Source organism: Ramlibacter sp. (genome assembly GCF_050250995.1).
Lineage (GTDB): Bacteria > Pseudomonadota > Gammaproteobacteria > Burkholderiales > Burkholderiaceae_C > Ramlibacter.
This window is the reverse complement of sequence record NZ_JBFWNP010000002.1, coordinates 340,407-360,693: the sequence shown is the minus strand read 5'-3', so window position 1 is coordinate 360,693 and position 20,287 is coordinate 340,407. Positions and strand designations below refer to the sequence as shown.

General features: G+C 68.9%; 13 protein-coding genes. 3 read left to right on the top strand and 10 right to left on the bottom strand.

Annotated features, from left to right (window positions below):
* Positions 1-22: 22 nt before the first annotated feature.
* From AB7E83_RS03505 to AB7E83_RS03480, 6 genes are all read right to left on the bottom strand, one after another.
* Entirely contained in the window at positions 23-1,189 is a 1,167-nt protein-coding gene (locus tag AB7E83_RS03505; RefSeq protein WP_428565442.1) for a hybrid sensor histidine kinase/response regulator, read from the bottom strand.
* On the bottom strand, positions 1,171-1,779 hold the full coding sequence (locus tag AB7E83_RS03500; protein WP_428565440.1) for a chemotaxis protein CheB: 609 nt from the start codon (positions 1,777-1,779) through the stop codon (positions 1,171-1,173). The genes AB7E83_RS03505 and AB7E83_RS03500 overlap by 19 nt, the downstream gene beginning before the upstream one ends.
* A complete protein-coding gene (locus AB7E83_RS03495; protein WP_428565479.1) occupies positions 1,776-2,567 on the bottom strand; it encodes a CheR family methyltransferase in 792 nt (263 codons plus the stop codon). The genes AB7E83_RS03500 and AB7E83_RS03495 overlap by 4 nt, the downstream gene beginning before the upstream one ends.
* A 36-nt stretch (positions 2,568-2,603) precedes the next feature.
* A complete protein-coding gene (locus AB7E83_RS03490; protein WP_428565438.1) occupies positions 2,604-6,149 on the bottom strand; it encodes a response regulator in 3,546 nt (1,181 codons plus the stop codon).
* A 116-nt stretch (positions 6,150-6,265) separates the two neighbouring features.
* Positions 6,266-7,180, bottom strand: a complete 915-nt coding sequence (locus AB7E83_RS03485) for a hypothetical protein (protein ID WP_428565436.1) — start codon at positions 7,178-7,180, stop codon at positions 6,266-6,268.
* Between the two features lie 153 nt (positions 7,181-7,333).
* Positions 7,334-8,251, bottom strand: a complete 918-nt coding sequence (locus AB7E83_RS03480) for an alpha/beta fold hydrolase (protein ID WP_428565434.1) — start codon at positions 8,249-8,251, stop codon at positions 7,334-7,336.
* Between the two features lie 26 nt (positions 8,252-8,277).
* Here AB7E83_RS03480 and AB7E83_RS03475 point away from each other — a divergent pair, with 26 nt between their 5' ends.
* Positions 8,278-10,077 carry an acyl-CoA synthetase gene (locus AB7E83_RS03475; RefSeq protein ID WP_428565432.1) on the top strand — a complete coding sequence of 600 codons (1,800 nt, stop codon included), beginning with the start codon at positions 8,278-8,280 and terminating at the stop codon, positions 10,075-10,077.
* Here the strand turns inward: AB7E83_RS03475 and AB7E83_RS03470 are convergent.
* Both AB7E83_RS03470 and AB7E83_RS03465 read right to left on the bottom strand, forming a co-directional pair.
* Positions 10,032-10,403 carry a hypothetical protein gene (locus tag AB7E83_RS03470; RefSeq protein WP_428565430.1) on the bottom strand — a complete coding sequence of 124 codons (372 nt, stop codon included), beginning with the start codon at positions 10,401-10,403 and terminating at the stop codon, positions 10,032-10,034. The two genes, AB7E83_RS03475 and AB7E83_RS03470, sit on opposite strands and share 46 nt — an antisense overlap.
* A 9-nt stretch (positions 10,404-10,412) precedes the next feature.
* Positions 10,413-12,218 (bottom strand): RHS repeat-associated core domain-containing protein, encoded by a 1,806-nt coding sequence (locus AB7E83_RS03465; RefSeq protein WP_428565428.1) that lies wholly within the window; start codon positions 12,216-12,218, stop codon positions 10,413-10,415.
* Positions 12,219-12,442: 224 nt separating this feature from the next.
* Between AB7E83_RS03465 and AB7E83_RS03460 the strand changes: the two genes are divergently transcribed.
* Positions 12,443-13,504, top strand: coding sequence for an aldo/keto reductase (locus AB7E83_RS03460; RefSeq protein ID WP_428565426.1), 1,062 nt, complete (start codon positions 12,443-12,445; stop codon positions 13,502-13,504).
* A gap of 22 nt (positions 13,505-13,526) precedes the next feature.
* Positions 13,527-14,024: an aminoacyl-tRNA deacylase gene (locus tag AB7E83_RS03455; RefSeq protein WP_428565424.1), complete on the top strand. Its 498-nt coding sequence runs from the start codon at positions 13,527-13,529 to the stop codon at positions 14,022-14,024.
* 9 nt (positions 14,025-14,033) lie between these two features.
* Here the strand turns inward: AB7E83_RS03455 and AB7E83_RS03450 are convergent, their stop codons facing one another.
* Both AB7E83_RS03450 and AB7E83_RS03445 read right to left on the bottom strand, forming a co-directional pair.
* Positions 14,034-17,354, bottom strand: coding sequence for a hypothetical protein (locus tag AB7E83_RS03450; protein WP_428565422.1), 3,321 nt, complete (start codon positions 17,352-17,354; stop codon positions 14,034-14,036).
* Positions 17,355-17,378: 24 nt separating this feature from the next.
* Positions 17,379-20,198: a pentapeptide repeat-containing protein gene (locus AB7E83_RS03445; RefSeq protein ID WP_428565420.1), complete on the bottom strand. Its 2,820-nt coding sequence runs from the start codon at positions 20,196-20,198 to the stop codon at positions 17,379-17,381.
* Positions 20,199-20,287 lie beyond the last annotated feature (89 nt).

The following is a 20,287-nucleotide window of genomic DNA, read 5'->3' as shown; positions in this document are numbered from 1 at the left end:
GTGTTCGTTGGCGCGCATTTTCTCATGCCGGCGCGTGCGAGGGCGCGGGCGGGGGCATGTGCCGCGGCAGATGCACGGTGAACTCCGCGCCTTCGCCGGGCGCGCTGCGCACCGTGATGTCGCCGCCGTGCGAGCGCACGATCTGCCGCGTGATGTAGAGGCCCAGGCCGAGGCCCGCGACCTTCTGCGGCCCGTTCACGCGCTCGAACTGCGCGAAGATGCGCTCCTGGTCCTCGGGCGCGATGCCCATGCCGCCGTCGCGCACGGACAGCAGCGCCTCGCTGCCGGCGTCCGTCAGCTTCACATGCACCGGCGAGCCGCCGCCGTAGCGCAGCGCGTTCGACACGAGGTTGGCGAGCACCTGCTCGATGCGGAAGGCGTCGCACTCGGCGGGCAGCGCCGCCGGCGCATCGATCGTGATCTCGGTGCCGGCCGTTCGCGCCTGCTCGGTGAAGTTCTCGACGGTGCGCCGCGCCACGTCGGCCAGGTCGGCCGGCGCGGGGACGATGGCCAGGTGCCCGCTGCGAAGCCGCGCGACGTCGAGCATGTCGTCGATGAGGCGCACCATGCCGCGCACCTGGCGGTCGTCGCGCTCGGCCATCTTGCGCAGGGCGTTCATGTCGAGCGCGCCCGGGTCCTTGTCGAGCATCTTCAGGCGCAGCTGCGCCTGGAGATAGAGCGTGTTGAGCGGCGTGCGCAGCTCGTGCGACACCATCGACATGAAGTCGTCGCGCATCTCCACCGCGCGCTCGAGTTCCGCGCGCGCGGCCTCCAGCGCCACGCGCTGGCGATAGAGGTCGACGAAGACGTTGACCTTGCCGCGCACCGCATGCGTGTCGAGCGGCTTGTAGAGCACGTCGACCGCGCCGGACTCGTAGCCGCGGAAAGAGTAGTTCAGCTCGCCGCCGGCGGCCGTGACGAAGACGATCGGGATGCGCCGCGTGCGGTCGGTGCTGCGCATCATCTCGGCCAGCTCGAAGCCGTTCATGGCGGGCATCTGCACGTCGAGGATCGCGAGCGCGAATTCGTGGTCGAGCATGAGCGCGAGCGCGTCCTCGCCCGAGCGCGCAAGGTGGCAGCGCCGCCCCGGCGCGCGGATCAGCGCCTCGAGCGCGACGAGGTTCTCCTGCAGGTCGTCGACCAGCAGGATGTTGGTCATGACTTCCTGGCTCACGCCGTCGTTCCCCATTGCATCATCAGTTCGGACAAGTCTTCCAGCCGGAGCACGGCATCGGGCTTCATTCTCTTCAGGGCCGACCGGGGCATGGCCGGGTAGGGCGCCTGCGCCGGGTCCTGCACGATTGTCGTGCCGCCCCGGGCGGCCACGGTCGCCAGGCCCAGCGCGCCGTCCTCGTTGGCGCCGGTCAGCAGCGCCGCCGCGAGGGCGGGGCCGTAGGCGTCGGCGCAGGTCTCGAACAGCACGTCGATCGAGGGCCGCGAGAAGTTCTGCGGCGGATCGCAGCTGAGCGAGAAGCTGCGGTCCTGCTCCACCAGCAGGTGGTAGCCGGGCGGCGCGAAGTACACGTGCCCCGGCGCGATGGCCACGCCGCTCGCGGCCTCGGAGACCGGCACGCGCGAGCGCAGGCCGAACACCTCGGCGAGGCGGCTCTCGTGGTCCGGCGGCAGGTGCAGCAACGCGACCACGGGCAGGCCGTAGCCGGAGGGCAATGTCTGCAGCAGCTGCATGAAGGCGTCGAAACCGCCGGCCGAGGCGCCGAGCGCCACCAGCTCCGGCCGGCGCGCGGCGAGCGCGTCCAGCGACGCGGGGGAAGCGGTCATTGGGCGACCTTGCGGTAGATGCGCTCGGCCCGCGCCACCTGCTCGAAGCGGGGCTTCCAGGCGGAGAACTCCATCGTCTCCTTCGTGCCCAGGCCGAGGAAGCCGCGGTGCGCGAGCGAGTCGTGGAAGAGACCCAGCGCGCGGTCCTGCAGGGTGCGGTTGAAGTAGATCAGCACGTTGCGGCAGGACACGAACTGCGTCTCGGCGAACACGCTGTCGGTCGCGAGGCTGTGGTCGGCGAAGGTGATGTTGCGGCGCAGGCGCTGGTCGAGCACGACCGCGCCGTAGTCGGCGGTGTAGTAGTCCGAGAAGCTGCGCGTGCCGCCCGCCTGCTGGTAGTTGGAGGTGAAGAGCCGCACCTGCTCCGCGCTGAAGATGCCGGCGCGCGCTTTGTCGAGCGCGGCGGGGTTGATGTCGGTGGCATACAGCATCGTGCGGTCGAGCAGGCCTTCCTCCTCCAGCAGGATCGCCATGGAGTAGGGCTCCTCGCCCGCGCCGCAGCCAGCCACCCAGATCTTGAGCGACGGGTAGGTGCGCAGCACGGGCACGACCTGCGTGCGCAGGGCGCGGAAGTAGTGGGGGTCGCGGAACATTTCGCTGACCGGCACGGTGAGGTGCTCCAGCAGCTCCGAGAAGGCAGTGGCGTCGTGCAGCATGCGCTCCTGCAGCGCCGACACGCTGGCCACGCCCATCTGCTTCTGCGCGTGCAGCACGCGGCGCTTGAGCGAGGCCTGCGAGTAGTCGCGGAAGTCGTGTCCCCAGCGCAGGAACACGGCTTCGACGAGCATGCGCACTTCGATATCGACGGGACTGAGGACGCTCACTCAGATGCGCTCCACCTTGGGCATCCACACCCGCATCAGCGAGAACAGGCGCTCCAGGTCGATGGGTTTGGCAAGGTAGTCGTTCGCTCCGGCGGCCAGGCATTTCTCCTGGTCGTCGCGCATGGCCTTGGCCGTCACCGCGATGATCGGCAGCTTCTTCCAGCGCGCTTCCTTGCGGATCTCGCGCATGGCGGTGTAGCCGTCCATCTCCGGCATCATGATGTCCATCAGCACCAGGTCGATGTCGGGCTGCTCGCGCAGCTTGTCGAGCGCCTCCAGCCCATTGCGGCCCACCTCGACCTTCGCGCCCTTGTGCTCGAGCGCGCTCGTGAGCGCGAAGATGTTGCGCACGTCGTCGTCGACCACGAGGATGCGCCGGCCCTCGAAGAGCCGGTCGCGCGTGCGCGCCACGCGCAGCATGCGCTGGCGCTCGGTCGACATCTGCGTCTCGACCTTGTGCAGGAAGAGCGTCACCTCGTCCAGCAGGCGCTCGGGCGAGCGCGCGCCCTTGATGATGATGGAACGCGAATAGCGCAGCAGCTCCGCCTCCTCGTCGCGCGAGAGGTTGCGGCCGGTGTAGACGATCACCGGCGGGAATGAGCGCGTCTCGCCCGCCGCGAGCCGGCGCAGCAGCTCCTGCCCGCTCATGTCGGGCAGCTTCAGGTCGATGATCATGCAGTCGAACACGGAGTCCTGCAGCTGCTGCAGCGCCTCGGCGCCCTCGCCCACGGCCACGATCTCGACGTCGGCGTCGCCGATCAGGTGCCGCACGCTGTCGCGCTGGCGCTCGTCGTCCTCGACCAGCAGCACGCGCTTGACCTTCTGGCTCAGCTTCGCCTCCACCACCGAGAAGACTTCGCGAATTTCGTCGCGCGTGGAGGGCTTGCGCATGTAGCCGACCGCGCCCATCTGCAGCGCCGTCTCGGCCAGGTCGTCGACCGACATGACGTGGACGGGGATGTGGCGCGTGGCGGCGTGCTCCTTCAGCCGCTGCAGCACGGACAGGCCCGAGCCGTCGGGCAGGCGCATGTCGAGCAGGACGGCGTCGGGCTGCGTCTCGGCGGCGAGCATGTAGCCTTCCTCGGCTTCGTGCGCAACCACGCAGCGGTAGCCGAGCTCGTGGGCAAGGTCGAAGAGGATGCGCGAGAAGGGCACGTCGTCCTCGATCACGAGCACGTTGCGGCGGCCGTCGGGCGGCTGCGCGCGGTCGTCGTCGAACTGGCGCGCGACCTTGCGGCCCTTCGGGCCGGCGGTGGGCGCGGGCGTGAGCGGGGGCGCGGTGGGCGACGAAGCGCGGGCCACCGTGCGCGGCGCGGCCGGCCTGCGGTGCATGGAGGATGCGCTGGCGGCGACCTGCGTCTGCACCGCCGGGTCCCGCGGCTCGTCGTCCGCGTCGGTCGCGGGCGGCGTGTATTCCACGGGCAGCGTTAGGCGGAATGTGCTGCCTTCGCCCTTGACGCTCGCCACCTCGATCTCGCCGCCGAGCAGGTGGGCGAGGTCGCGCGAGATCGACAGGCCCAGCCCCGTGCCGCCGTACTTGCGGCTCACGGTGCCGTCGGCCTGCTGGAAGGCTTCGAAGATCACGCCGTGCTGCGCCGCGTCGATGCCGATGCCGGTGTCGCTCACCTCGAAGGCCACGCGGTCGTCGCCCTCGGGGCGCACCGCGAGCGCGACGCGGCCGCGGTCGGTGAACTTCACCGCGTTCGACATCAGGTTGCGCAGCACCTGCTCCAGGCGGTGGCGGTCGGTGTCCATCAACGCCGGCGTGCCGGGCGCCACCGCGAGCTCGAGCGTCAGGCCCTTGCGCTTCGCGAGCGGCTCGAACATCGAGCGCAGGCCGTCCGCGACGTCGCCGACGGGCGTGGGGCCGATGCGGATCTCGAGCTTGCCGGCCTCCACCTTCGCGATGTCCAGGATGTCGTTGATCAGGTTGAGCAGGTCGTTGCCGGCGGAGTAGATGCTCTCGGCGAACTTGACCTGTTCCTCGTCGAGGTTGCCCCGGGTGTTGTCCGCCAGAAGGCGAGCGAGGATGAGCGAGCTGTTCAGCGGCGTGCGCAGCTCGTGCGACATGTTGGCGAGGAATTCGCTCTTGTAGCGGCTCGCGCGCTGCAGCTCGTCCGCGCGGCGTTCGAGCTCGCCCTGCGCTTTCTGCAGGTCGTCGCGCTGGTCGGCGAGCTGCTGCGCGAGCGTGGAAAGCTGCTCGTTCGTCTGCTCGAGTTCGGCCTGCTGCGTCTCGAGGTGCGCCTGCGATTCCTTCAGCGCCTTCGACTGCTCCTCGAGCTCCTCGTTGGCCGTGCGCAGCTCCTCCTGCTGCACCTGAAGCTCCTCGTTGAGCTGCTGCGTCTCCTCCAGCATTTCCTGCAGGCGGTGGCGGAAGTCGGCGGCCTCGATCGCGGCGCCGAGCGTGCCCGAGATCATCTTCATGAGGTCGGCGTCGCGCGCCGTCGCCTCGTGCAGGAAACCGAATTCGATCACCGCGTTCAGGCGCTTCTCGTGCTCGATGGGCGCGATCATGAGGGCGCGCACGTCGGCCGAGCCGAGCGCGGAACTCACGCGCAGATAGCCCGGGGGCACGTCGTTGAGCAACTTCGTCGTGCGCGCGGAGGCGACTTCGGCCAGCAGGGTCCGTTGCGGCTGCACCGTGCCGTCGTCGTCCGCGCCCGGCGTCCAGCCCCATGCGGCGGCGCGGCGGAAGCTGCCGTCGGGCCGCGGCACGTAGAGGACGGCGACCGCAGCGTCCACGTAATCCGCCAGGAACTGAAGACCCGCGTGGCCGATGCGTTCGACCGTCTGCTCGGCGGCGAGCCGCTCGGACAGCATGGACTGGCCTTCGCGCAGCCAGGCCTGCGCCTGCAGGGCTTCGCCCTGGCGGTGCTGGTCGTCGAGCGCCGCGTTGAAGGTGCCGCTCAACTCCAGCAATTCGCGCCGGCCGCGCCACGCGAGGAAAGCGCCCATGCCGAGCATGAAGAGCACGTAGCTCGTGATCCCCCACACCGTGTAGCGGTTCGCCGACTCCGTGCGCTCCTGCCGGATGCGCCGCTCGGTGGCGATGAACTCGTCGTACTCTTCCCGGATGGCCTGCTTCAGTCGCCGGCCGCGGTCGGCGTCGGCGCCGGGTGTGTAGTTCGTCGCGTTGCGCCGCGCGGCGATGCGCGCCTGCGCGAGCTCGGTCCACTCCTTCTGCTGCATGCGCACGCGGTCGAGTCGCTCGACCTGCGTCGCGTTGTCGGCCACGTCCTTGCGCAGCGTCTGGTGCTCGATCTCGATCGCCGGGACGGCGCGGTCGTAGGGCTCCAGGAAGCGCTGGTCCCCCGTCAGCAGGAAGCCGCGGACGCTGGCCTCCATGTCGAGGTCGAGCTTCTGCAGCGCGAACGCGCGCGCGACCACGCGATCGCTGTGCTCGATCCAGCGCATCGCCTCGAGCAGGTACAGCACCAGGCCCACGAAGAGCGCGGCGCTGACCAGCCCCAGGAAGAGCGGGAGGGAAACGTTGCGAAAAAGTATGCGGCGGAAGCGTCCGCCATCGTCGAGTTCGGTACTGCGCATGGGCAGTTGCCGAGTTTGCCGGAATTCACGACCGGCGTGGGGTGATTGCGAAAGTTGTCGTCGCGGGGGCCGTCAGCGCGGGAGCCGTTGTCGCGGGAATGACGACGGGCCTGTACTCAGCGTGCGCCGCCGCCCAGCCGCGACTGCGCCGTCCGGTTGCCCAGGCTCGCCGCCCGCTGCAGCCAGCGCACGGCCTGCGAGGAATCGGAGGCCACGGTCGCGCCTTCGAGGTAGGCCACGCCGAGGAAGTAGCTCATCTCGGTGCGGCCCATGCGGATGCCGTCTTCCGTGAACTTGCCCGAGCGCTTGACGACGGCGGGGACGTCGCCCTTGCCATCGGCGAAGTTGTGCATCTGCTCGACCGTCTGCGCATAGAACCTGTCGCGCTGCGCGGCGGCCTTGGCCTTGTCGGGCATGGTGGCGACGAGTTCGTCGGCCAGCACCGGCAGCACTTCGAAGGGCGTCATGCCGCCGCGGATGCGGGGGGAGTACCAGGCGCGCAGCATCACGCGGTCGAGCGGCAGGAGCCCGTCGACCTTGAACGGGAAGTACGACAGCACGGTCTTGCCGGCGGGATGGCCGCGAACGCCCATGACGTGCATGGACTCGTGATAGGCGCAGCGCCAGGCGTCGCGGGCGCGCATCTGCACGGCGGCGGACTCGATGCGCGTCTCGCTGTAGAAATTGAGATAGGTGACGCAGGGCTGGTTGTCTTCCAGCATGTGGTTGGGCACGATCTCGACGCTCAGGTTGGCGACCTGCGCGGCGTCGCTGCGATCGCTCACGTCGACCAGCTTCACGCCGGCTTCCCCCGCCACGGTACGCAGGGCTTCGAGGGTGTGCGCCTTGTGCTGGCCGAGCTCCACGCCGGTGACGCGGACACGGATTTCCTGCTCCCAGCGAACGAGGCGCGTCGGGGTGCCGCTCTGGTGCCAGAGCACTTCCCACATCGTGCCGAGTCCCTGTTCGAACTCGTCTGCAACCTGAGCGAAAGCCGAGCCCGCCGCTGCCAGCCCGAGGAGGGCAGTCACCACCAACTTCCTCATTGAGTCACCCCTGTAGAAGATGTCCGACTATGGGGTAGGACGTCTCCTACGGCAAGCGCTGTTACGTTCGAGTCCGCGCGCAGGCGCCGCGGAGCGAAAAAATTCACGCTCCGGGCAGGACCCGCCGGCTTCCGGCGTTCACTCGCCGGATTTCTCGGCGATAAATTCCTCGATGAGCTGGGCCAGCCGCCGAGGCTGGTCGTGGTGCAGCATGTGGCCTGCATCCTCGACATGGGCGATTCGCACGTCGGAAATCGACTTCAAACGTTCGTGGTAATCGGGCAGGTTGTAGGCGCCTTTCCACCATTCCTTCAGATGGTTCTCGGCCGCTTCGACGCACAGCGTCGGCGCGGCGATGCGCTCGTACAGCGCAATCTGCTCGTCGACCCGGTAGAGATTGGCGTTGACGATGCGGTGCGAGGCATCGCCGAGGATGCGCCAGGTTCCCTTGTCGTCGGGCTTCGCCCACTGCCGCGCCAGCCAGTCGGCCTTGTCTTTCGTGAGGCGCCGGTTCGTCTTCATCAGCCGCTCGGCGACGCCGTCGACGGTGTCGTAGCCCTTGAGCGAAATCTCGCCGCGGTGATAGGCCTTGAGCTCGTCCATCCAGCGTGCATAACGCCCCGGCGCGTCCTGCGCCGTGGAGGGGCCGGCGCCGAAGCCTTCCAGGTTCACCAGCGTGCGGATGCGCTCGGGCCGGATGCCGGCGTACACCATCACCGCGTTGCCGCCCATGCTGTGGCCCACGAGATGGACCGGCGCGCCGGGCGAATAGTGGTCGAGCAGGAAATCGAGGTCGCCGAGATAGTCCGGGAAGTGGTAGTTGTCCGCCCCCATGCCGTCGGTGAGGCCGTAGCCTCGCCAGTCCGGTGCGACGATGTAATGGTCGCGCGCGAATTCGTCCACCACGAACTGGTAGGACGCGGCGACGTCCATCCAGCCATGGACCATGACGAGGGGGGTCTTGCCCGGGCCGGGTTCGCCCCAGACGCGCACGTGGTAGCGCAGGTTGCGGATCGGGACGAATTCGCTGCGCGAGACTTTCGCTGCTTGGTACATTCGCTCGATCATAAGGAGACCGGGCGATGATCCAGAGTCGGGACGCAGACCCCCATGCCGGGCGTGACGGATATGCGGCGCTGCATCGCGGCTTCCGCTGGCTGGTGCCGGCCGAATTCAACATGGCGCAGGCCTGCTGCGGACGGTGGGCGGCGCGCGGCGACGCCGACACCCGCATCGCGGTGCGGGCACATGGCGTGCAGGGCGCGGGCGCGACCCTCACCTATGCGCAGCTCCAGGCCCAGGCCAACCGGCTGAGCAACCTGCTCGCAGCCTGCGGCGTGCGGCGCGAGGACCGCGTGGCCATCGTCATGCCGCAGCGCTTCGAGACGGCCATCGCCTACATGGCCGTGATGCAGATGGGCGCGGTCGCGATGCCGCTGTCGATGCTGTTCGGCCCCGAGGCGCTCGAGTACCGGCTGCAGGACAGCGAGGCGGTGGTCGCCATCTGCGACGACAGCTCCATCGAGAACCTGCTCGCGGTGCGTGGAAAGTGCCCCTCGTTGCGCGAAGTGATCGGCGTCGGCCGCGCCGCCGAACGCGCGGACATGGACTGGGCGGGCGAGCTCGCCGACATGGATGCCGAATACGTCGCCGCGCGCACGAAGGCCGACGACGCGGCGATCCTCATCTACACCAGCGGCACCACGGGGCCGCCCAAGGGCGCCGTGATCCCGCATCGCGCGCTGATCGGCAACCTGCCGGGCTTCGTGTGCAGCCAGGACTGGTTCGGCTTCGACGGCAAGGAGAACCGGCAAAGCGATGCGGTGTTCTGGTCGCCGGCGGACTGGGCATGGACGGGGGGATTGATGGACGCGCTGCTGCCGTCGCTCTATTTCGGCCGCCCCATCGTCGGCAACAACGGCCGCTTCGGCCCCGACGTCGCGTTCTCCATCATGGAGCAGCACGGCGTCACGCATGCCTTCCTGTTCCCCACGGCGCTGAAGGCGATGATGAAGGCCTACCCCGATCCGCGCGCGCAGTTCGACCTGAAGCTGCGCGCGATGATGAGCGCCGGCGAGGCCGTGGGCGACGCGGTCTTCGCGTACTGCCGCGACCGGCTCGGCGTGACCGTCAACGAGATGTTCGGGCAGACCGAGATCAATTACGTGGTCGGCAACTGTGCGTCGAAATGGCCCGCGCGCGCCGGGAGCATGGGACGGCCGTATCCGGGTCATCGGGTCGCGGTGATCGACGACGAAGGCAACGAGTGCGCGGTGGGCGTCCCCGGCGACGTGGCGGTGAACCGCTTCGACGTGCACGGCGACCGCGACCCGATTTTCTTCCTCGGCTACTGGCGCAACGACGAAGCGACGAAGCGCAAGTTCACCGGCGACTGGTGCCGCACCGGCGACCTGGCCACGCGCGATGCGGACGGCTACCTCTGGTATCAAGGCCGGGCGGACGACGTGTTCAAGGCGGCGGGCTACCGCATCGGCCCGAGCGAGATCGAGAACTGCCTGGTGAAGCATCCGGCGGTGGTCAATGCCGCCGTCGTTCCGAAGCCGGACAAGGATCGCGGCGCGGTGGTGAAGGCCTTCGTCGTTCTCGCGCCGGGGGCGACGGGCGATGCCGCCCTCGTCGAGCAGCTGCAACTGCACGTGAAGGGCAAGCTCGCGCCCTACGAGTATCCGAAGGAGATCGAGTTCATCCCCGAGCTGCCGATGACGACGACGGGGAAGGTGCAGCGGCGGGTGTTGAGGATGCGGGAGGAGGAGCGGGCGCGGGGGGGGATGAGGGGCGGGAGGTTTGGGCGAGGCACCCCGCCCGCCAATGTCGGTTACTCCTTCGACGCAACAAGGCCGAACGACGCGGCCTCAACGTGACTGAACCCCAGGGGAGCAAGGCCGACTTCCATCGACGGCGAATACGAAGCACCGAATACCAGAAGCGTCTTATAGCCTTCGGATTGAGCGTGCTCGTTGTAGTGATCGTCGAGCGAGAAGCAGATTCGAATCGCGGCATCTTCCAGCTTTTCGCCGTGCTGCAATGGAAACCACGTAATCGACAGCGACTTCTTCTCAGTTTGCAATGCGGTCTTCAGCGGCAAGTTGACCGGCGTATCGGCTACCCAGACAGGCATGCATCGCGCCAGGCCCTCGTAAAGCACGGCGCTTTCCATGCTCATGATCAATGCGACTGTTGAAGCCATGACTCTTCTTTACCGGTTGCATCGAGCAGGGTTCGTGCGGCCACGTGGCCACGGAGAGAACCCATTTTCAGGAACCTCTCTACCGCCTGGACCCCAGTTGTGAGGATGTGGTTGCCCTTGTCCATGATCATGATCCCAATCGATATCAACCGCGGGTCTCCCATCCGGGCCATATAGACGCTCTTGTCCACTTCCCGGGTTGATGTGCCACGAACCCGGTGTGCCGGAATTGGGCGTCTTCTCCTGCAGCATCGGTCCGGTAACCAGCCAGCCCATGGCAGCGCCCGCGCTGGCACCAAGAATCCCTCCCGCAACCGCTCCCACGGGTCCGAACACACTCCCTGCAGCGGCTCCGAATCGACCACCGTTCAACGCACCTGCAACTGGATTCAATCCATTTGGGTCCGTGAACATGATCGGATTCGCCGATCCGTACAGGAAGCCATTGAGCCCGCCGCGCAATCCAATCGGATCGTACTGCGTATAGACCCCGTTGACCGGCCAGAAGTGCCGGTTCCAGTTGTAGACCAACCCACTTTCCTCATCCCTCACCTGCCCCGGAAACGCGAGGTCGAGGACCTGCCGGGGGCTCGTCGTCTTCAACAGCAAGGGCCGATTGGTCAGCGCGACCTGCGGATTCGGCGTGGCCGCCAGAATGCCGGTCGGCTTGTTGTCGCCGAAGGCCGAGTAGGGCCACTGCCATACCGGCTTGTTGTCGACGTTCGTCATCAGCCTCGGCGTGCCGAGATGATCGGTGTGGATGGCGTAGAAATGGCCGCCGCGGTAGACAGCGATCGGGATCGCGTGACCTCCCTCGACCGGCAGCCACACGTACTCGTTGCGCCCCTGCCCGGTCGCACTGCCGTTGTCGTAGGAACCGACGAGCGCCCATGAGGGAACCTCGCCGTCGCCGTACAGGTAGGCCGTGCCGAGGCTTGTGCTCGCGGCGTCCCGCGTGAACAGCCAGCCGAAACGCGACTTGAGCCATGCGATGAAATCGACGCCGAGCGCCTCTTCGGACGGCAGAGTCTGCTCCGCGCGGACCTCGCCCTTGAAGACGCGCTGCCCGAAAGCGTTGTATTTGTAGCTGACCGACGCCGCTTCGCCGTCCTTCGTCAATCGGACCTTCGCGAGCCGGTTCGCCGCGTCGTACTCGAAGTCGCGCAAGCCGTCGCTCGTCAGGCTGCCGGTCGCGTCGACCGCGTAGCGGACTTGCGCCGTCGTGAGCTTCTTCTTCTGCCCTTCGATGCGCGTGACGGTCTGCGAGAAGCCGATCAGGCGGTTGCTGGCGCCCTCGACGTCGAGATTTCTCAGCGTCGATAGAGAGAAGTCCCCGGCTCCGTAGGCACCGTCCAGATCGGTGTCGCCTCGAACGGTGTCGATGGCGGCAAGACGGTTCGAATTGGGATCGTACGTGTAGCGGGTCTGCGCGCCGTCGCGCTCGAAGCTCGTGACGCGGCCGCGGTTGTCGTAGCCGACCTGCCACGACAGCGGCGTCGTGAAGGGCGTGCCCCCCGTGTCCGCGGCCCACAGCTGCTGGGTGATGCCGGTGATGCGGCCCGCGGCGTCGTGGGTGTAGGTCGCGAACTCGGTGGACGTCATGCGTCCGTCCGCATCGAAGCCGCGAACGGCGGTGTCGCCGTTGAACCAGCGCCAGGATTGGGGCTGGCCGAGCGCGGTGTGCGCGAGATCGCTCACCAGCGGCAGCATCGCCGCGGGCTTGCGCACCGTGCCGCCCGGCGGTTGCGCGTCGATGGCGGTGATGCGCCCGTTGACCCGGCGGTAGGTGATCTTCAGGCCACTCGGGTAGACCATGCCGGGTCGATGCGACAGGCGTCGCCGCCGCGGCAACCGCGAAAAGCCGTGCCACCTTGTTGAGCGCGCGGCGGCGCTTCGCGTCCTCGGACATGCATTCCTCCCTCTGCAGAAGGAGGCGATGCTAGGGACGATGCCAACGAATGGCTCTATACGATCGGATGGGGGCCCCTTCGGACATGCTTAAGATGCTGGAGGAACACTTCCCTCATCCTGTCGGCCCCATGCAAAAAATCCAGCTCGGCACGAGCGACCTCCACGTCTCCCCCATCTGCCTCGGCACCATGACCTTCGGCGAGCAGGTCGGGGAGGCCGATGCGCATGCCATCCTCGACCGATCCGTCGAGCGCGGCGTCGACTTCATCGACACCGCCGAGATGTACTCGGTGCCCGCGAACGCGAAGACCTACGGGTCCACCGAAACCATCATCGGCAACTGGCTCGCCGGTCGCCCCGGCATGCGCGGGCGCATCGTGCTCGCGACCAAGGTCGCCGGCCCCTCGCGCGGCATGCCCTGGATCCGCGAAGGCGCGGGCATGACGGCCAAGGACATCGCGGCTTCCTGCGAAGGGTCGTTGCGACGACTCAAGACCGACGTGATCGACCTCTACCAGATCCACTGGCCCGAGCGCAACGTGCCGGCCTTCGGCGCGATGTACTTCGATCCGCAGAAGGAACGCACGCAGACGAGCCTCCTCGAGCAGCTCGAAGCGCTCGGCAAGCTCGTGAAGGACGGCAAGGTGCGCCACATCGGCGTGTCGAACGAAACCCCCTGGGGGATCCACGAGTTCGTGCGCCTCGCCGAGCAGCACGGCCTGCCGCGCATCGCCTCCGTGCAGAACCCGTACTGCCTCCTCAACCGCGGCGTGGAAAACGGGCTGGACGAGTCGATGTTCCGGCTGAACGTGTCGCTGCTCGCGTACTCGCCGCTCGGCTTCGGCCTGCTCACGGGCAAGTACGACGCTTCGGGCATCGAAGGCGAGGGCGCGCCGAAGGAAGCGCGCATCGCGAAGTTCGCGAGCGTTCGCCAGCAGCGCTGGGGGCGGCCCGATGCGCTCGTGGCGGCGCGCCGGTACAACGCGCTGGCGCGCGAGCACGGCATGACGCCGACGCAACTCGCGCTCGCCTTCTGCTACGGCAAGTGGCAGGTCGCCAGCACGATCATCGGCGTGACCTCCGTCGCTCAGTTCGACGAAGACTTCGCCGCGTGGGATGTGCGGCTGTCGGCCGAGGTTCTCGAGCGGATCGATCGCCTGCGCTGGGAGATGCGCGACCCCGCGATCTGAGCGGCGGTCCGGCGACGGCACGATGGCGAAGAAAGACCACGTCAGCGAAACACCGGCGACGGCCATGCTCAGGCAGCATGGCGTCGACTTCACCGAGCATCCCTACGAATACCTGGAGCACGGCGGCGCGCAGCACAGCGCCGAGGTGCTCGGCTTCGACCCGTTCACCGTGGTCAAGACGCTGGTGATGGAGGACGAGCGCGCGCGGCCCCTGCTCGTCCTGATGCACGGCAATCGCACGGTGTCGACCAAGAACCTCGCGCGGCAGATCGGCGCGAAGTCCGTGCAGCCCTGCAAGCCGGAGGTGGCGAACCGTCACAGCGGCTATCTCGTGGGCGGCACGTCGCCCTTCGGCACGCGCAAGGCGATGCCGGTCTACATCGAGGCGACGATCCTCGGCCTGCCGAAGATCGCGATCAACGGCGGACGGCGCGGCTTCCTCGTGGGCATCGACCCGCAGGTGTGCGTGAAGCTGCTCGATGCGAAGCCGGTGAACTGCGCGCTCGGCGACGAGGGGTGATCGCCGCGCCTACGTGCAGACCCCGGTGAGCGAGTAACCCGTCGGATAGTTTCCGGGGGGCGTGCTCGGGATCCACTGGCTCACGGACGGCTCGGTGACGGCGGTGTTCGCGAGCTTCTGCGTATTGAGCAGGTAGGCGTTGCGCCACGTGTCGATCGCGAGCTTGCCGCCCCGCACGTCGGGCGTCGTCGCCACGTAGGTGCCGACGTTGGAGTAGATGTCCATGTTCACCACGCCGCTCTGGACGTCGCGGGCGAGCACGAAGAAGTAGCCCATCGAGTCGATGGCGAGGTCGAGGTAGGTGACGCCGCCCGGGTAGCTGCGCAGCGGGAACGTGCTCGCATCGCCGTGGCCCTGAACCAGCGGCGCCGCATTGCCGCCGGTGGTGAAGGCCTGGATGCGGTTGTTGCCTTGCTCCAGGACGAAGATCGTCCCCTCCTTGTTGGCCGTGGCGCAGACGGGGCCGTCGATCAGCCCCTCCCGCGTGCCCGGACCCGCGGTGACGGTGGACAGGGGCGCCGCCGCATCGGTCGTGGGTGCCCGTGCCGACAGGGTTTCCATCTTGTTGGCCGCGACGTTGAAGCTCACGATCTTGCCCTGCGTCACCAGCAGCGCGTCCGATGGCAGGGAGAAGCGCCCCACCGCGCGGTTGGAGCCGGGCAGGTCGATGGCCGGCGGCGTTCCGGCCGCCGACATGGAAATGCACCGCACGATGTTCTGCCCCGACGAGGTGTCGACGTAGTAGGCCGCGCTGGTGGTGCTGGCGCGGTCGTAGGCGACCGGCGCCGCGGTGGGAAAGCCCTGCGGCGGCGACGCATACCCCGATTGCGCGTCCTGCGTGAACGACAGGTTGGCGAAGCTGTAGAGCTGCCCCGTGGCGCCCGAGCCGTAGGCGCGAACGTCCGCGCTCGCGCTGCGCCACCAGTAGCCGAGCGACGCGAAAGTCTCGCTGAGGGTGATGCCGCCCAGCTGGCAGAGGTTGCCTGCATCGTTGCCGCAGGAGAGCGTGCCCGCGGCCGGCGCCGCGCCCGCGCGCCACACGTGCTTGCTGCCGTCCCACGCGCTCACCTGCTTGTGCGAATACCGCGTGGCGGCGCTGATCGGGACGAGGTTCTCCTTGATCGTGATCGTCGCCGTGTCCACGAGGTTCGGGATCGATGGCGGCTGCTCGACCGTGCCCGCGAGCCAGCCCGTGTCGCTCGCGAAAAGCGCGTTCAGCACCACGTTGCCGCCCTTCGGGAAATTGCTGAAGGTGTAGGTGAGCGGCTGCGTGCGCGTGGTGCCCGTCGTCGATACGGGCAGCCAGCACGAGGTGTGCGGCTGCCGCTCGCCGTCGCAGGTGGCGACCACCTGGTAGTGCGTCGCCGTCGCGGGGAAGCCGGCGGCGTCGGCCGGATCCGGGTTGATGGTGACGGTGAGGTCGTGCGTGAGCGTGAGTTCGTAGTCGTAGATCCACGGCGAGTTCGCCACCTCCACCGAGGTCTGGATGATCTCGGCGGCCAGGCCGACCGCGATCACCGCCTGGATCACCAGGCCCGCGCCGAAGGGCAGCGCGTCCTCGGCCGCGCCTTCCGCCTGGCCCATGCCGATGGCGCTCTTCACGTACGCGGCGAACTCCTTGGCCGACGCCGCCAGCCGGTCCGCGGCGCCCGACGCCTTGAGCCCCGTGGTGATGAGCTGGATCACGACTTTCGGCACGAGATTGAAATAGCCGCCCAGGCCCTCGTCCTGATCCAGGACCGCGCCCAGGTCGAAAAGCGCCTGCACGATGATCTGGGACACGTTGAGCATCAGCGCCGGCTTCGTCTCGAGGCCGCCCTGGAACTCGGCCCACGCGCTGCCGGCGGCATAGCACAGGAAGATGCCGGGCAGCGCCAGGTGCATGAGCGAAGTCAGCACGGTCCCGATGTGTGTCGTGTCGGGATAGAGGTTGCTGCCTCGGCCGAGGCCCCCTGCGATGATTCGCACGGTGGCCGCGTTGTCGGGCACGACGACGGAGTAGGTCTGGCTGAAGCGGCCATAGGGCACGCCGAGGTACACGCCGACCGAGTTGACCAGCCCGAGGTAGCCGTTGTAGGTGCCGCTCGTGAAGGGGTCGAAGTTGTTGAGCGCGAACGCCGAGGTGCCGCCGCTCGACGCGGTCAGTTCGATCGGATTGCCGGCGGCGTCGAGGAAGCGCGCGTACAGGCCCAGGTAGCGGGCATACCAGTTCTCGATGAGGAAGCTCACGGTGCGGCCCGTCGCCGTGACGTTCCACATGTGATAGCCGGGACCGTCGGAGAGATTCGACCGGGTGAACAGCCCCGAGGGATCCTCGTCGCGGCGCGCGGTGGGCCGGTTCATGGCCTGGGCCGTGCCGGCCGTGGCGGGCGCCGGACCCTTGCGCAGCACCCACAGCTTGTTCTGCAGGGCCGCCTGGCGCTCCGGTCCCGCCGGGATGTTCGTGATGTCGGCGCCCAGCGCCGGATCGTTCTTCACGAGCGGCATCACGCGTGCCATCGCGCGGCCGAGCGCGACCATCGTGCGGCTGGAGTACTGCGTGTAGCAGACATGCTGCCCCGTCGTCGCCGAGATGACCGGCTTGCCGTTTTCGTCGAGCGAAGGCACGAGCGTCGCCCAGCCGCCGGGCGTGGCCGAGGCGACGCCCTGCGCATCGAGCTCCTGCGCGAGCTCGTAGGTCGCCGCTTCGTTGGCGACGATGTTCTGCTGGATGTAGTCGACCGTCGCCGGATCGAAGACCGCGATCTCGGGGTGCGTGCAGATCATCGACACGGCCTGGTCGAACGAGTCCTGGTAGTCGTCGAAACTCGACGGATCGATCGCGGCCTGCGCGCGCGGCGCGCCGAGCGCATCCGTGCGCCGTGCGAGCGCGGCCTGCGCCGCCGCGCCGCGCGTGCCCCGCACCGGCACGTGCATGAACATGCTGTGCATGTGCCAGTCGGCCGGCCCCGTGCCATGCACGCCGCGCACGTAGCACATCTGCACGGCGGCGGCGGGCAATTGCACGGCGTCGGCCACGTGCGTGATCGACGCGGCGCCCGGCACGCCGCGGGCCGCGGCCGCCTGGAGGTGGCCGGGCGTCGCCCGCACGAGGCGGTGGTGGTCGCGTCCGGCCACGAGGAAGTATTCCGAGTCGGCCCGCGCCTTCGAGAGATTGAAGAAGTAGGTGCGCTCCGCCCGCTGTGGCGGCGCGAAGGCCGGCGCATCGTCGTCGCCGGCGCACGCGGTGAGCAGCGGCCCGGCGCCGAGCGCGAGGCCCGCGCCCGACAACTGGCCCATGAAGCGGCGGCGGCCCGGGTCGAACCCGTCGGCGGCGTGGCGGTTCGTCATGCTCCCCCTCCTTGATGCGGCCTGTTACCAGCAGGTGTTGGCGAATCCGTGATTGCCGGTGGCGCCCAGCACGCCCCGGTCGACGCCGCCGCACAGGCTGCGCGACGGCGCGAACAGGCTGCACTGTCCGTTCACGGGCGGGCCGGACGCGGGCGGCAGAAGCGGCGAGACCGGGTTCGGCGTCGGGTCGAAGAAGAACTGCACGCAGGACCACGGGCGCGCGGCCGGGTTCGCGAGGGCGGCCGACGTCAGCGCGACCGGCGAGCCGGCCGGCGCGGTCGCGGCGGCGGCCGAGGCGAGCGAAGCGAGCGACGCCCACTGCGGCGCCGCGCTCGACGGCGCGACGCATTGCAGCGGGCCGTCGCCCTTCACGGGCTGCGACGGCACGACGTAGCCGGGGAAGGTCGTCGAGCGAGCCGGCACCATGAATTGCCAGCATCCCTGCTGGTCGGAGGCGTAGGTCGCGTTGGAGAAGAGCGCGCCGGTCAGCGTCGCATTGGGGAAAGTCGTGCCCATGAGGAACGAGTCGGTGAACACGGCGTTGGTGAGGTCGCCGGTGAGCGTGGCGCCGGCCAGCACCGCGCTGCCGAAGTTGGCGTTGCCGTTCGCGTTGCTGAAGTCGGTACGGGCGAGCAGGGCCGCGCCGAAGTTCGTGCCCGTGATGCTCGCACGGTAGGCCGTCGCGCACTGGGGCAGGCTGTAGGTGTTGCAGTCCGCGGGCTGGCACGGCGGCGAAGAGCTGCTGTGGAAGCTCGCCTCGTTGAACACGGCGCCGTCGAGGTTGGCGTGCGCGAGGTTCGCGTTGCGCAGGTAGGCGTTGCTCAGGTCCGTGAGCGTGCGCGAGGGCAGGGGGTTGAGCGCGGCGCCGCACAGGTTGGCGCTGTCGAGGTTGGACTGGTCCAGCGCCGAACTCTGGAAGCGCGCGTTGCGCAGGTCGGCGCGGGCGAGGTTGGCGCGGGTCAGGGTGCTGCCGCTGAAATCGGCGCCGGCGAACTGCGCGCCGCTCATGTCGTAGCCCGTGAAGTCGGTATAGGCGAGGTCGCAGCGTTCGCAGCTGGCGTGCGAGAACACCATGTCCACCGTCTCCACGCGCACCGCGAGCGACTGCACGGGAAACGGCGCGGCCGCCTGCAGGTCGACGCACCCCGTCGAGCCGATGACGAGGGGCGTGCCCGCGTGGTTGACCTGGGGGAAGACGAGGGCGCTCGTCAGCAACCCGAGCCGCATCGACCCCGCGAACGTGCCGAGCGGCCCCGGCAGCAGCGCCGGCAGCGCGTAGTTGTCGACGACGAGCTGCGGGCCGCTGCAATCGCGCGCGCTCGACAGCGCGACCTGTCCCGTTCCCGGCATCCAGTCGCCCGCCGGGCCGGCGGGCCAGTAGCGCAGCGCCGCGCGAAACGAGAGCGCCGCCGCCGCGGCCTGGTCGGGCGACAGCGTGTCGAAATGCGGCGGGGCCGGCATCGGATAGAGCGATTGCGCCGTCCACGTATCGCCGCCCAGGCCGCCGGCGATGCCGAACGGCGCGCCGCCCGCCGTCAGGGTGAAGTCGACGCCGGACAGGATGCCGGCGCCCGCGCCGGCATCGGGGTTGGCCTGCACGAGTGACTTGAACTGCGACAGTGGCCCCGTGGCGCCGCCCCAGTACGGCATGGAGCACGGCGTTCCGTAGGCGGGACCCAGGACGGTCGGCGCCGCCGCCGTGCGCTGCCAGAAATTGCGGGCGTCGAAGAGGACGCTCGCGCGCAGCGGCGCGGCCTGCGTCGTCGTCGACTGGGACCAGCCGTCGACGACGAGCGTCGAGGGCTTGGCGGTCGCGGGGTCGAGGGTGGCGTCCGCGATCGTGAGGCAGCCCTGTTCGGCCACGCCCTTGAGCGTGACGAAGCCGCGGCCGATGACGTCGCCCGTGAACACGTCGCGCCGCGTTGCGAGGACGGCGACGTATTCGGGGTCCTGGGATGCGATGACGGGCAGCGAGACGTTGGGTGCGCGCTGGGGCGTCGAACGCAGCGCCGCGAGCCGCGGCATGGCCTGCGCGGGGGTCGCGGCAACTTCGACCTCGCGGTCCCGGCGGCGTAGAAAGACGGTGCGCGTCGCGCCGCCGCCCCCGTACGTCACGCGCGCCTTGTAGAGCCGGTCGGCGGCTTCGTATGCCACGCAGGGTTGCGCCTCCCCGGTGGCGACCAGCACCCGCCCGCCCGCGTCGAGCAGCTCGAAGCGGTCGGCCCGCGCGCCGTTGGCCTCGGCGCAGAAGCGGTACGTGCGCGCCTGCAGCTTCAGCGGAAACTCGTGGACCGAACCCGGCGAGGAGGGCAGCGCGACGAAGTGGTGTTCGGTGGCGGCGACGCCGGTACCGGCGCGGAAGTCGTGCGCCTGCAGCACAGCCGAGGGCTGGCGCTGGATCGTTTCCTGCCAGCGGCCGCCGGCGAGCCGCAGGCTCATGGCGCGCCAGACCTGGCCGTTGCCGTGATGGCGGCGAACGTGCAGCTGCACGGGTCCTGCATGGGTGGGGAGCGACTCCAGCGGCACCGCGGGCTCGAGGGTGGCATCGGGCGCGCGTGTCGCGCTCGCGGCGGCGGGGCTCGAGCGGGCGACCTCGAAGCGGCCGTCGGCCAGCAGCACCAGGCGCACATCGGCATAGAAGCGCTCGCCCGAGCGAACCAGGGGAAGCAGCAGCTCCTCGCTGCCCGCATCGCGGCGTGCCACGGCCAGCGGAGTCGCCGAAGGGCTCGAAGCCGAGGGCGCGGCCGAACGCTCGCCGCCGCCGCAACCGGACAGCAGCGTCGCGAGGAGGAAACACGAGAATGCGGAACCCTGGAGCGGGAAGACCCGGTCGCGTACAGCCATGCGGCGCTTCCTTGTGGTGCCGCCATTCTCATCAAAATCGCAGCGAATGCAAACTCCGGATGCGTTCGAGGCGGTGCGCCGCAGTGCTG

What these genes read in the sequence shown, in the direction of transcription:
- AB7E83_RS03470 (WP_428565430.1), bottom strand. Translation starts at nt 10,403, where the DNA reads ATGGCTTCAACAGTCGCATTGATCATGAGCATGGAAAGCGCCGTGCTT.
- AB7E83_RS03475 (WP_428565432.1), top strand. Translation starts at nt 8,278, where the DNA reads ATGATCCAGAGTCGGGACGCAGACCCCCATGCCGGGCGTGACGGATAT.
- AB7E83_RS03500 (WP_428565440.1), bottom strand. Translation starts at nt 1,779, where the DNA reads ATGACCGCTTCCCCCGCGTCGCTGGACGCGCTCGCCGCGCGCCGGCCG.
- AB7E83_RS03445 (WP_428565420.1), bottom strand. Translation starts at nt 20,198, where the DNA reads ATGGCTGTACGCGACCGGGTCTTCCCGCTCCAGGGTTCCGCATTCTCG.
- AB7E83_RS03450 (WP_428565422.1), bottom strand. Translation starts at nt 17,354, where the DNA reads ATGACGAACCGCCACGCCGCCGACGGGTTCGACCCGGGCCGCCGCCGC.
- AB7E83_RS03495 (WP_428565479.1), bottom strand. Translation starts at nt 2,567, where the DNA reads ATGCTCGTCGAAGCCGTGTTCCTGCGCTGGGGACACGACTTCCGCGAC.
- AB7E83_RS03490 (WP_428565438.1), bottom strand. Translation starts at nt 6,149, where the DNA reads ATGCGCAGTACCGAACTCGACGATGGCGGACGCTTCCGCCGCATACTT.
- AB7E83_RS03480 (WP_428565434.1), bottom strand. Translation starts at nt 8,251, where the DNA reads ATGTACCAAGCAGCGAAAGTCTCGCGCAGCGAATTCGTCCCGATCCGC.
- AB7E83_RS03465 (WP_428565428.1), bottom strand. Translation starts at nt 12,218, where the DNA reads ATGGTCTACCCGAGTGGCCTGAAGATCACCTACCGCCGGGTCAACGGG.
- AB7E83_RS03455 (WP_428565424.1), top strand. Translation starts at nt 13,527, where the DNA reads ATGGCGAAGAAAGACCACGTCAGCGAAACACCGGCGACGGCCATGCTC.
- AB7E83_RS03460 (WP_428565426.1), top strand. Translation starts at nt 12,443, where the DNA reads ATGCAAAAAATCCAGCTCGGCACGAGCGACCTCCACGTCTCCCCCATC.
- AB7E83_RS03505 (WP_428565442.1), bottom strand. Translation starts at nt 1,189, where the DNA reads ATGGGGAACGACGGCGTGAGCCAGGAAGTCATGACCAACATCCTGCTG.